We start from the raw sequence: 12442 nt of genomic DNA on the forward strand, positions 1-12442 counted from the left end.
TCTGAAACAATTCTTGAAAACTGCATCCTTGCCGCGCCGCAAAGCCGTTGAGCCAGCGTGCCGAACAGGTTCCGTCAGATGTCTTAACAAGTGCTGAAGCGGCCGTCGCTTTGTCGGCTTATGCCGCTTGACCGGCCGAAAAGCCCGATGCCCAGGCCCACTGGAAATTGTAGCCGCCGAGCCAGCCTGTGACATCGACGCACTCGCCGATGAAATAGAGACCTGGAACATCGCGTGCCTGCATGGTGCGGGAATCGAGCGCCCTTGTATCGACGCCGCCCAGCGTCACTTCGGCGGTGCGGTAACCTTCCGAGCCGGCGGGTGTGATAGCCCAATCCTTGATCGTGAGACAAAAGGCATCGATGGCCTTGTCGGAGAGATCGGCAAGCGGCCGGTTGCTGAGCCCTGCCGTCTCGGTGAAGAATTGCGCCAGCCTTTTCGGCAGCGGTTCGGCGAGCGCGGTCTGCAACGCCTGACGGCCATTTTCCTTGCGCGCCGCTTTCAACACAGCAGCGATATCGACATGCGGCAAAAGGTTGAGGCGGATATCGCCGCCCTCGCGCCAATAGGAGGATATCTGCAGGATGGCCGGACCGCTTAAGCCCCGATGGGTGATCAGCACGGCTTCCTCGAACATCGTCTTGCCGCAGCGCGCCTGTGCATCGACGGCAACGCCCGCGAGGGCACTCAGGCTTTCAAGCTGCACCGGGTCGAGCGTCAACGGCACCAGTCCCGGGCGGGTTTCGATCAATGGCAGGCCGAACTGCTCGGCAATCTTGTAGGCAAAACCGGTCGCACCCATTTTCGGGATCGACTTGCCGCCGCTGGCAACGATCAGCGATGAACAATCGATCGCGCCATCCGCCGTCACGATCCGGAAGCCGGACACGGTTTTATCGACCGTCTGGATCTGTGCGCCAAGCCGAAGAACCGCGCGAACCATCTTCATCTCCGTCAAGAGCATGCGGATAATGTCCTTGGCAGTATCGTCGCAGAAAAGCTGGCCAAGCGTCTTTTCATGCCAGGCGATAGTATAGCGATCGACCAGGCCGATGAAATCGTGCGGCGTATAGCGCGCCAAGGCCGACTTGCAGAAATGCGGATTGACTGAGAGGAAGTTTTTAGGGCTCGCATGGATGTTGGTGAAGTTGCAGCGTCCGCCGCCGGAGATGCGGATTTTCTCGCCCGGCGCCTTGGCATGATCAAGCACGACGACGCGGCGGCCGCGCTTGCCCGCCTCGATCGCCGCCATCATGCCGGCAGCCCCTGCCCCGATTATTACCACGTCGAACTGTTCGGCCAAGACATTCATTCCCGTTTCAGTTTCCTTTCGAAGGCAAGGGCGCCAAAGTCAATCTCTGTTGCTGCGATGAGCGCGAATACAGCCTGTACGGCGGCAAAAGTCCCGGTTTTCACCCTAGCCAATTGCCAAACTGTGGCTATGATGCCCCATCCGAACCCAAAACCGGTGATTTATGCCCGTCAGAAGAAATGCTGCCCAACCAACTGCAAGGACTGTCAAGAGCTCGAAAATACCCGCCGCACTGCAAGCGCCACGTGGAGTGAAGACCTGGAAGGAAGCCGCCGACTGGCTGAAGATCCGCGGCATCGAAGATATCGAATGCATCACGCCCGATATCGCCGGCGTTCCACGCGGCAAGATGATGCCGTCCTCGAAGTTTACCTCCAACACCTCCCTGGCGCTGCCCTCGGCGATCTACCGCCATACGATTTCCGGCGAATATCCCGAAGAGACGGGCAATTTCCGATATGACAGCCGGGATAGCGACATCAAGCTGGTGCCTGACCTTTCGACCCTTTCGGTCGTTCCCTGGGAAAGCGACCCGACGGCGCAGGTGATCTGCGACATTGCGGGTTCGCAGGGCGAGAAGGTTCCCTATACGCCGCGCAACGTTCTGAAGCATGTGCTCGACCTCTATCACCAGAGGGGCTGGAAGCCGGTCGTCGCACCGGAAATCGAATTCTATCTGGTTGCCAAGAACGAGGACCCGGATTATCCGCTGCATCCGCCGAAGGGCCGTTCCGGACGCGCCATCCAGGGTGGGCAGGGCTACTCGATCGCCGGCGTCAACGAATTCGACGAACTGATCGACGACATCTACCATTTTTCGGAAAAGCAGGGTCTCGAGATTGATACGCTGATCCATGAGGAAGGTCCGGCGCAGCTGGAAATCAACCTTCGCCATGGCGATCCGATCGAGCTTGCCGACCAGGTCTTCATGTTCAAGCGGACCATTCGTGAAGCGGCACTGAAGCATGGCATCTATGCGACCTTCATGGCCAAGCCGATGCAGGCCCAAGCCGGTTCGGCCATGCACATCCATCAGTCGGTGATCGAAGTGAACACCGGCCGGAACCTGTTTTCCAACGCCGATGGCTCGCCGTCCAAGGAGTTCTTCTCCTTCATCGGCGGCATGCAGACATTTGTTCCTAAAGCGCTGTCGATGATGGCTCCTTACGTCAACTCCTACCGGCGGCTGACGCCGGACATGTCGGCACCGGTCAACAACGCCTGGGGCTATGACAACCGGACGACGGCGTTTCGCATTCCGGTTTCCGAGCCCGTCGCCCGGCGTGTCGAAAATCGCCTGCCAAGCTCGGACGCCAATCCTTACCTGGCGCTCGCGGCGTCGCTCGGCTGCGGCTATCTCGGCATCGTGCAGGGGCTGGAGCCATCGCCACCTGCCGAGGCTTCGGCCGATAGCGGCACGGTCGATCTGCCGCGCGGTTTGCTGGAAGCGGTATCGCTGCTCGAAGCAGAACCAGCCTTTGCCGAGATCTTCAGCCCGGAATTCATCGCCATCTATGGTGGGGTGAAGCGGGGCGAGTTCGAAACCTTCATGCAGGTGATCAGCCCTTGGGAGCGCGAATACCTGCTTCTCAATGTCTGATACGAAAGGCACAGCCATGCCTTGGCAAAGCCCGATCTCGCCGGGGATCTCCTGGTATGAGTCCAATATGCTGGAGCGGCCGGAATATCCGGCCCTCTCCGGCTCGGTCGAGACCGATGTCGCGATCGTCGGCGGCGGCTTCACCGGACTGCAGGCGGCGTACAATCTGGCCTTGAAGGGCGTGCGTGTGACGCTGATCGACGCCTGCCGGTTTGGCGACGGTGCGTCCGGCCGCAATGGCGGGCAGCTCGGTACCGGCCAGCGCTGGTCTCCCGAAGAGATGGAAGGCACGCTCGGCTTCGAGCGGTCCAAGGCTTTGTTCGACCTGGCGGAAGATGCGAAAAAACATCTTCTTGCGTTCGCATCCGTACACGGCATCGACATCGAATATGTCGAGGGACAACTGAACGTCTGTCATAAGCCTCGCCTCGAAAAAGAGTACCGCGACAGCGTCGAGATCGCCGCGTCGCGTTATGGTTATGCCCACCAGAGCTTCATGGGCCGCGACGAGACGGTGGCTCGGCTCGGCTCGGAGCGCTATCTGTTCGGCATTCGCGATACCGGCACCGGCCATATCCAGCCGATGAAACTTCTGGTCGGGCTGGCAAGGCAGGCGGCTCTTGCTGGTGCCGCGTTGCACGAGCAGACCAACGCATTGAAGATCCACCAGGCCGGTGGCCGCGTCACCATCGAGACGGACAAGGGGACCATTCGCGCCGAACGGGCACTGATTGCCTGCAACGGCTATATCGGCAATCTCGAACCGGTGACGGCACGGCATGTCATGCCGATCCGCTCCTTCATCGGCGCCACCAAGGTTCTCAACGACTTTCCCGATGTGCTGCCGGGTGGCGAAGCGGTGGCCGATTCGCGCTTCGTCGTGCGCTATTTCCGCAAATCACAGGACGGGCGGCTGCTGTTTGGCGGCCGCGAGGCCTATACGGCAGACAATCCGCGCGACATTTCCGACCATATCCGCCGGCAGATCAGCGAAATCTATCCGTCGCTCGAAAATGTCGAGATGACCCATGCCTGGGGCGGCTCGGTCGGCATCACCCTGCCGCGACAGCCTTTCGTGCGCGAGGTCATGCCCGGCGTCACCTCGATCGGCGGCTATTCCGGCCATGGCGTCATGCTGTCAAACTATTGCGGCAAGCTTTATTCCGATATGGTGACCGGCAACCGATCGGACCTCGACCTGTTCCGGGAGCTGAACATTCCGGCATTTCCGGGCGGCGCGCGGTTCCGCTCCGTGCTTTTGTTCGTTGCACTCAGCTGGTATGCCTTGCGCGACAAGTTTTAAAAGCGGCCCTCGAAAAGCCGACGAAACGCATTTTGTTGCGTCGCACCCTAGCGCTTTTAAATCGATTAGATTATACACTCCTCAGACCAGAACGAGATCGAGATTTCTCATGAGCAGCCAGATCATTCCTGTGGAACCCTTTGACTATGTGGTTTTCGGAGGCACCGGCGACCTTGCCGAACGCAAATTGCTTCCTGCCCTTTATCATCGCCAGCTGGATGGCCAACTCACCGATCCGACCCGCATTATCGGTGCATCGCGCAGCGTGCTCAGCCACGAAGAATACCGCAAATTTGCAACCGATGCGCTGAAGGAACATCTGAAGCCAGGCGAGTATGACGACGCACAGGTGAAGACCTTCACCGACCGCCTGTTTTATGTGCCTGTCGATGCCAAGTCGGACAGTGGCTGGGACCAGCTGAAGGCTCTGCTGGACGAAGGCAGGGACCGCGTCCGCGCCTTCTATCTCGCCGTTGCGCCGGCCATCTTCGGCGATATCTCGGAAAAGATTCGTGACCACAAGCTGATCACCAAGATGACGCGCATCGTCGTCGAAAAGCCGATCGGCCGCGACCTTGCCTCGGCGCTCGAACTCAACGACACGATCGGCAAAGTGTTCAAGGAAGAGCAGATCTTCCGCATCGATCACTATCTCGGCAAGGAAACCGTGCAGAACCTGATGGCTCTGCGCTTTGCCAACACGTTGTACGAACCGCTGTGGAACTCGTCCTACATCGACCATATCCAGATCACCGTTGCAGAATCGGTCGGGCTTGAAAGCCGTGCCGGCTACTACGACAAGGCCGGTGCGCTGCGCGACATGGTGCAGAACCATATCCTCCAGCTTCTCTGCCTCGTGGCGATGGAAGTTCCGCCGTCGATGAACGCGGAAGCCGTGCGCGACGAAAAGCTGAAGGTGCTGCGCGCACTCAAGCCGATCAATCCAAGCAATGTCGAGAAGATGACGGTGCGTGGCCAGTACAAGGCGGGCGCTTCGGCCGGCGGTGCGGTCAAGGGCTATCTTGAAGAGCTCGAAGGCGGCGTGTCCAACACCGAGACCTTCGTTGCCATCAAGGCCGAAATCAACAACTGGCGCTGGGCTGGCGTCCCCTTCTACATCCGCACCGGCAAGCGCATGGCCGGCCGCATGTCGGAAATCGTCATCACCTTCAAGCCGATCCCGCACTCGATCTTCGACGAGGCCGCCGGCCGCATCGAAGCCAACCAGCTGATCATCCGCCTGCAGCCGGACGAAGGCGTCAAGCAGTCGCTGATGATCAAGGATCCCGGTCCGGGCGGCATGCGCCTGCGCAACGTCTCGCTCGACATGACCTTTGCCGAAGCCTTCAATGCCCGCAGCGCCGACGCCTATGAGCGCCTGCTGCTCGACGTGGTGCGCAACAACCAGACCCTGTTCATGCGCCGCGACGAAGTCGAGGCCGCATGGCGCTGGGTCGATCCGATCCTAAAATCCTGGGAAGCCGTCAACCAGCAGGTTCAGGCCTATACGGCCGGCACCTGGGGACCGAGCCAGGCCATCGCGCTGATCGAGCGGGACGGCCGTACCTGGCATGAAGTGATCTGAGGACGAAGGCCATGACGGCTGCGATGCATGTATTCGACAATGGTACGGCCCTGGCGGATGGCCTTGCGCAAGCCGTAGCCACGGCCCTGTCCGCGGCCATTGCGGCGCGTGGTGAAGCGAGCATCGCGGTTTCCGGCGGCTCGACGCCAAAAGCGTTTTTCAAGGCTTTATCGGGCAAGGCGATCGACTGGCCAAAGGTCACCGTGACCCTGGTCGATGAGCGCTTCGTTGCGCCCGATACAGACCGCTCAAACGAAAAGCTCGTCAAAGACAACCTGCTGATTAATGCCGCTGCGTCCGCGATCTTCCAGCCTCTCTACTATCCGGCGGCGACGGCTGAAGAAGCAGCGGCTGCGGCCGCCAAGCAGACTGCCTCGCTCGGTCGCCCCTTCGACGTCGCCATTCTCGGCATGGGCGGCGACGGCCATACGGCCTCGTTCTTTCCAGGTGGTTCGCGCCTTGCAGAGGCGCTTGATCCGGCCACGCCACGCGGCCTGATGACGATGGAAGCCGAAGGTGCGGGCGAGCCGCGCCTGACATTCACATTCTCCAGCCTTCAGGATGCCCGACTTCTGGTGCTCCATATCGAGGGAGCGGCCAAGAAGGACGTTCTTGCCAAGGCTGAAGCGCCTGGTGACGAGGCGGAGATGCCGATCCGGGCGATATTGCGCCGGGCCGCCTCGCCGCTTCAGATCTACTGGGTACCCTAAAGCGGGTCGCGATCTCTGGGGATCGCTTCCCGCGCTTTAGGGCTTTGATTCTACGCATGTCGTTATCGCAAACCCGCTGCACACTTTTGCGCGACATGCTTTAAGCCCGCCATCCGGGAACCCAAGACCCGGATAACCGCAACCATGCAGACCACAGGAGTGCCGAACACTCCGGAACAGGATTGCCATGTCCGCCGACAGCCGTATTGCCGCGATCACCGCCCGCATCGTCGAACGCTCGAAACCTTATCGGGAGCCCTATCTCGCCCGCGTTCGCTCGGCAGCATCCAAGCGCGTCACCCGGTCGGTTCTCGGCTGCGGCAACCTTGCCCATGGCTTTGCCGTCTGTTCCCCCTCCGAGAAGGTCGCCCTTTCCGGCGACGAGGTGCTGAACCTCGGCATCATCACCTCCTACAATGACATGCTTTCGGCCCATCAGCCGTTCGAGACCTATCCGGCACTGATCCGCCAGGCGGCCCATGAAGCCGGTGGCGTGGCGCAGGTGGCCGGCGGCGTTCCGGCCATGTGCGACGGCGTCACCCAGGGACAGCCGGGCATGGAGCTGTCGCTGTTTTCCCGTGACCTGATCGCCATGGCCGCAGGTGTCGGCCTGTCGCACAACATGTTCGACTCGACGGTCTATCTCGGCGTCTGCGACAAGATCGTTCCCGGCCTGATGATCGCCGCGATGACATTCGGTCATCTGCCGGCCGTGTTCATTCCGGCCGGGCCGATGACCACAGGCCTGCCGAACGACGAAAAGTCGCGCGTCCGTCAACTGTTTGCCGAAGGCAAGGTCGGCCGCGACGAGTTGCTGGAAGCGGAATCGAAGTCCTATCACGGTCCCGGCACCTGCACCTTCTACGGCACCGCCAATTCCAACCAGATGCTGATGGAGATCATGGGCTTCCACCTGCCCGGCGCTTCCTTCATCAACCCGGGCACGCCGCTGCGCGACGCGCTGACCCGGGAAGCCACCAAGCGGGCACTGGCGATCACCGCGCTCGGCAACGAGTTCACGCCGGCCGGCGAGATGATCGACGAACGCTCGATCGTCAACGGCGTCGTCGGCCTGCATGCCACTGGCGGCTCGACCAACCACACGATGCACCTTGTCGCCATGGCCCGTTCGGCCGGCATCGCGCTGACCTGGCAGGATATTTCGGAGCTTTCCGACATCACCCCGTTGCTCGCCCGCGTCTATCCGAACGGCCTTGCCGACGTGAACCATTTCCATGCGGCCGGCGGCATGGGCTACCTGATCAGCCAGCTCCTCAAGCACGGCCTGCTGCATAACGACGTGCGCACCGTATTCGGCCAGGGGCTGGACGCCTATGCGATCGACGTCAAGCTGGGGGTAAACGGCACCGTTGCGCGCCAACCGGCGCCGGACGTCAGCCACGATCCAAAAGTGCTATCGACTGTCGAACAGCCCTTCCAGCATTCCGGCGGCCTGAAGATGCTGACCGGCAATCTCGGCAAGGCCGTCATCAAGATTTCGGCCGTCAAACCGGAGCGCCATGTCATCGAAGCGCCGGCGAAGATCTTCCACGATCAGTCGGAACTACAGACGGCCTTCAAGGAAGGCAAGCTCGAAGGCGATTTCGTCGCCGTCGTCCGCTTTCAGGGTCCGAAGGCCAACGGCATGCCGGAACTGCACAAGCTGACCACCGTGCTCGGCATTCTGCAGGATCGCGGCCAGACGGTTGCGCTGGTCACCGACGGCCGCATGTCCGGCGCCTCCGGCAAGGTGCCGTCGGCCATCCACATGACGCCGGAAGCCAAGGACGGCGGGCCGATCTCCAAGATCCGCGAAGGCGACATCATCCGGCTGGATGCCATCCATGGCACGATCCAGGTGCTGGTCGATCCTGCGGAACTGGCCGGACGGGCCCCGGCGGAAGCCGATCTGTCGGACAACGAGTTCGGCATGGGCCGCGAGCTTTTCGCTCCCTTCCGCGCCGCAACCGGTTCCGCCGATCACGGCGCCAGCGTGTTCTTTCACTGAAATGGGAAGCTCTCGACCGCAAGGCCGAGAGCTTGTTGCAACGCTTACGGCAACGGCCCCGGATGCATATCGGTCCGGCCGTCATAGCGTTCGATGCTGAGTTCGAAAATATCGATGCCCTCGATACAGCGGGCATTCACTGACACCCGTTCACCCGGATAGCCACTGCGCATCAGGGCCACGCCGCAGGTCGGGCAGAAATGATGCCCCTCGGTGATGCAGCGCCAGACATAGGTGGACATGCGCCGTTTTTCGCTGACAAGCGTTACCTTGCTCGCGGATATTTTCCAATGCAGGAAGCCGGAACGCCTGCAAGTCGAGCAGTTGCATTCGACGACTTCGGAAATCTCGTCATCGACTTCAAGGCAGAGATCACCACAATGACATGAAAGGCGATAGGGTCGGTTCATCGGAACTTGTCTCGCTTCTCTCGCTCAAACCCTATCAATCCGCCTCTCGGCCGCGAAGTCAAGCGGAGGTCACGGCGATGCGCGCGCGGTTTTCGCAGGAGAAAAACAGCGCGCGCAACCATGACGATAGGAAGAAGAAATCAGCGGTAGATATCGAGTACGCGGTTGCGGTGGTTCGGGTGCGTCGAATAGACGAAGATGCGGTTGAGGTCGCGCTCGGACATCAGGCGCAGGAAGCGCGCCTCGATGATGTTGTTGGCATGCACGCGCTTGACGATGCAGCCGACCATGCCGATGCGGGCACTGGGAACATCGAGATAGAAATTCTGCGGCAGCTTGAATTGCGTGGCGATACCAATAACAGCGCTGCTTTTCGATATTTTCAAGAGTTCGCAGCGGCGCGAGGTAAGGTTGAGCATGCCGTTTTCGGTATACTCGATCCGGGCATCGTTGCGCGTGTCCTCCATCGGGAAATTGGCTTCCCGATCGTACATGAAGGACTCTTCCTTGCTGAGATATGTCGGTCTATCGGATGCCTGTCCCCGCATCTTTCTGCTCCACGCCCTTTGTTTTTTGAAACATTAGTGGCGGAGATTTAACAGAGCGTGAGTCGGTGACCGATTCTCACACGACACGCATAAAAAAACCGCCCGGACCTACAGCCCAGGCGGGTTTTAAACATTCCGCCCCGTTCTACGTCCGGTAGCTTTTTCCGCCCGCATCGAAAAGATGCAGCTTTGCCTTATCGGCGGTGAAGCGCACCTTCTCGCCGCGCTTGATGTCGAGGATACCCGGCACCTTGGCGATGATCGGCTCGTTGGCAACGAGCCCCTCGATATAGAGCAGCGTCACTTCGCCCAGCGCCTCGATGATGGCGACGGTGCCTTCGAACAGGAAGCTGTCGCCGGTCGAGACGCGCAGGTCTTCCGGCCGCACGCCGAAGCTTGCCGCCTTGCCGTTTTCGGAAGCCGCTGTCGGAATATCGAGAACATCCGTCTTGCCGCCAGGCAATTCGACCGTGGTCTCGGCACCGGTTCCGACGATCTTGGCCGGGATGATGTTCATCGCCGGCGAGCCGATGAACCGGGCAACGAAGAGGTTGGCCGGACGCTCATAGAGTTCCAGCGGCGGACCGACCTGCTCGATGTGACCGGCCGAGAGCACGACGATGCGGTCGGCAAGCGTCATCGCCTCCACCTGGTCGTGGGTCACATAGATCATCGTCGTATCCGGCATGGATTCGTTGAGCTTGGCGATCTCGATGCGGGTGGCGACACGCAAAGCGGCATCGAGGTTCGACAATGGCTCGTCGAACAGGAAGACTTTCGGATCGCGGCAGATGGCCCGGCCGATGGCGACGCGCTGGCGCTGGCCGCCGGAAAGCGCCTTGGGCAGACGGTCGAGATATGCGGTCAGCTGCAGGATATCGGCGGCGGCGCGGACGCGGCGGTCGATTTCTTCCTTCGATTCCTTGGCGATGCGCATGCCGAAGGCCATGTTGTCATAGACCGTCATATGCGGATACAGCGCATAGGACTGGAAGACCATGGCGATGCCGCGCTGCGATGGCGGCACCTCGTTGACCAGCCGTTCGGCGATGTACATTTCCCCGCCGGAGATTTCCTCAAGGCCGGCGATCATCCGCAACAGGGTCGACTTTCCACAGCCGGACGGTCCGACGAAGACGACGAACTCGCCCTGCTTGATATCCAGATCGATGCCATGGATGACATCCACCGCGCCATAGGACTTGCGGATATTCTTCAGTTGCAAACCTGCCATGTCATCCTCCCCTTCATTCTCTCGTTTTTATCGACATCCGTGGATGCCGGCTTGTTCCGTTTATTGGACGCGGGCGAAAAAGCCGCTCCAGGCCGGTAGCGTGATCTTGTCTTCACCCAGTTGCGATCCGAAACCGTGGCCTTCGAGCCCTTCGAGCCTTCCAACCGGCCGCTCGACGGTCACTGTTTCGCCGCTCATGTTGAACAGGCACAGGATCGTCTCATTGCCGAACGCCCGCTCGAAGCCGAGCAGGGGCGCTTCGTAGGCGCGAAACTCGATCTCGCCCTTGGCAAAGGCCAGATGCTGTTTGCGGAAGGCCAGGAAACGCCGGTAGTGGTTGAGCACCGAGTTCGGGTCCGTCTGCTGCACCGATACGGCGCTGCGTACATGATCCGGCGGGACTGGCAGCCATGGCTTGCCGGTGCTGAAACCGCCATTGACGGCATCCTTGTCCCAAACCATCGGCGTGCGGCAGCCGTCGCGGCCCTTGAAATCCGGCCAGAACTGGATGCCGTAGGGATCCTGCAGGTCTTCGAAGGCGAGATCGGCTTCCGTCAAGCCAAGTTCTTCGCCCTGATAGATGCAGACCGAGCCGCGCAGGGTCATCAGCAGGCTGGCGAGGAATTTCGCATGCGCCTGATGATCGGCGATACCCTGGCCCCAGCGGGTAACGTGGCGCACGACGTCATGGTTGGAAAACGCCCAGCAGGCCCAGCCTTCCGGTGCGGCACGGGCAAAGTCGTGCAGCACCTGCGCTACACCCGCCGGCGTCAGCGGATCGGGCGCCAGGAATTCGAAGGCGTAGCACATGTGCATCTTGTCATTGCCGGACGTATATTGCCCGGCGATCTCAAGACCAATCTGGCTGTCTCCGACTTCACCGACGGCGGCGATTGCCGGAAACTCATCCATCACGGCGCGGAAGCGCTTGAGGAATGCGAGGTTTTCCGGGCGGTTCTTGTCGTAGAGATGTTCCTGATAGTTGTACGGATTGACCGCCGGTGCCGTGTTGGCGTTGCGGCGTTCCGGCGCCAGCGCCGGGTTGTCGCGCAGTTCCAGATCGTGGAAGTAGAAATTGATCGTATCCAGCCGGAAACCATCGACGCCGCGTTCCAGCCAGAAGCGTTCGACGGCCAGAAGCGCATCCTGGACCTCTGGGTTGTGCAGATTGAGGTCCGGCTGCGAGGTCAGGAAGTTGTGCATGTAATACTGCAGGCGCGTCGGGTCCCATTGCCAGGCCGAGCCGCCGAAGATCGACATCCAGTTATTCGGGGGCGTGCCGTCCGGCTTGGAATCCGACCAGACATACCAATCGGCCTTCGGATTGAAGCGGCTGGAACGGCTCTCGACGAACCACGGATGCTGATCCGAGGTATGGGAGAGAACCAGATCGATCATCACCCGGATGCCGAGGCGGTGGGCCTCGGCGATCAGCGCGTCGAAATCGGCAAGCAATCCGAAGATCGGATCGACGCCGGTATAATTCGACACGTCATAGCCGAAATCCTTCATCGGCGAGGTGAAGAAAGGCGAAATCCAGATCGCATCGACGCCGAGCGAGGCGACATGCGGCAGGCGGGCGGTGATGCCCTTCAAGTCGCCAATGCCATCGCCGTTGCTGTCCTGGTAGGAGCGCGGATAGATCTGGTAGATCACCGCGCCACGCCACCAGTCCCGGTCGGCCTGCAATGTCGAACCACTTGCCTGGGTCATGCTCGTATTCATTCCTGTA

Annotated in this window: 10 protein-coding genes; 5 read left to right on the forward strand and 5 right to left on the reverse strand. The window is 60.6% G+C overall.

Annotation, left to right across the window (positions count from 1 at the left end):
• Window positions 1-118: 118 nt before the first annotated feature.
• On the reverse strand, window positions 119-1303 hold the full coding sequence (locus ACP7E6_RS07255) for an NAD(P)/FAD-dependent oxidoreductase (protein ID WP_426229436.1): 1185 nt from the start codon (window positions 1301-1303) through the stop codon (window positions 119-121).
• 172 nt (window positions 1304-1475) lie between these two features.
• Here ACP7E6_RS07255 and ACP7E6_RS07260 point away from each other — a divergent pair, with 172 nt between their 5' ends.
• From ACP7E6_RS07260 to edd, 5 genes are all read left to right on the forward strand, one after another.
• Window positions 1476-2912 carry a glutamine synthetase family protein gene (locus ACP7E6_RS07260; protein ID WP_426229049.1) on the forward strand — a complete coding sequence of 479 codons (1437 nt, stop codon included), beginning with the start codon at window positions 1476-1478 and terminating at the stop codon, window positions 2910-2912.
• Entirely contained in the window at window positions 2905-4215 is a 1311-nt protein-coding gene (locus ACP7E6_RS07265; protein WP_426229050.1) for an NAD(P)/FAD-dependent oxidoreductase, read from the forward strand. Before ACP7E6_RS07260 ends, ACP7E6_RS07265 begins: the two co-directional genes overlap by 8 nt.
• Window positions 4216-4324: 109 nt before the next feature.
• Window positions 4325-5800, forward strand: coding sequence for a glucose-6-phosphate dehydrogenase (zwf, locus tag ACP7E6_RS07270; RefSeq protein WP_426229051.1), 1476 nt, complete (start codon window positions 4325-4327; stop codon window positions 5798-5800).
• Window positions 5801-5811: 11 nt separating this feature from the next.
• Window positions 5812-6510, forward strand: coding sequence for a 6-phosphogluconolactonase (pgl, locus tag ACP7E6_RS07275; protein ID WP_426229052.1), 699 nt, complete (start codon window positions 5812-5814; stop codon window positions 6508-6510).
• Window positions 6511-6697: 187 nt separating this feature from the next.
• Window positions 6698-8518 (forward strand): phosphogluconate dehydratase, encoded by a 1821-nt coding sequence (gene edd, locus ACP7E6_RS07280; protein ID WP_426229053.1) that lies wholly within the window; start codon window positions 6698-6700, stop codon window positions 8516-8518.
• Window positions 8519-8562: 44 nt separating this feature from the next.
• Here the strand turns inward: edd and ACP7E6_RS07285 are convergent, their stop codons facing one another.
• The 4 genes from ACP7E6_RS07285 to ACP7E6_RS07300 form a co-directional block, all read right to left on the reverse strand.
• Window positions 8563-8928, reverse strand: coding sequence for a GFA family protein (locus ACP7E6_RS07285; protein ID WP_426229054.1), 366 nt, complete (start codon window positions 8926-8928; stop codon window positions 8563-8565).
• A gap of 140 nt (window positions 8929-9068) precedes the next feature.
• Window positions 9069-9476, reverse strand: coding sequence for a hypothetical protein (locus tag ACP7E6_RS07290; RefSeq protein WP_426229055.1), 408 nt, complete (start codon window positions 9474-9476; stop codon window positions 9069-9071).
• A 145-nt stretch (window positions 9477-9621) separates the two neighbouring features.
• Window positions 9622-10710, reverse strand: a complete 1089-nt coding sequence (locus tag ACP7E6_RS07295) for an ABC transporter ATP-binding protein (RefSeq protein WP_426123712.1) — start codon at window positions 10708-10710, stop codon at window positions 9622-9624.
• A 60-nt stretch (window positions 10711-10770) separates the two neighbouring features.
• Window positions 10771-12423, reverse strand: a complete 1653-nt coding sequence (locus ACP7E6_RS07300) for an alpha-glucosidase (RefSeq protein WP_426229056.1) — start codon at window positions 12421-12423, stop codon at window positions 10771-10773.
• Window positions 12424-12442: the final 19 nt, after the last annotated feature.

Source organism: Pararhizobium sp. DWP3-4 (assembly GCF_049898205.1).
Taxonomy (GTDB): Bacteria; Pseudomonadota; Alphaproteobacteria; order Rhizobiales; family Rhizobiaceae; genus Pararhizobium.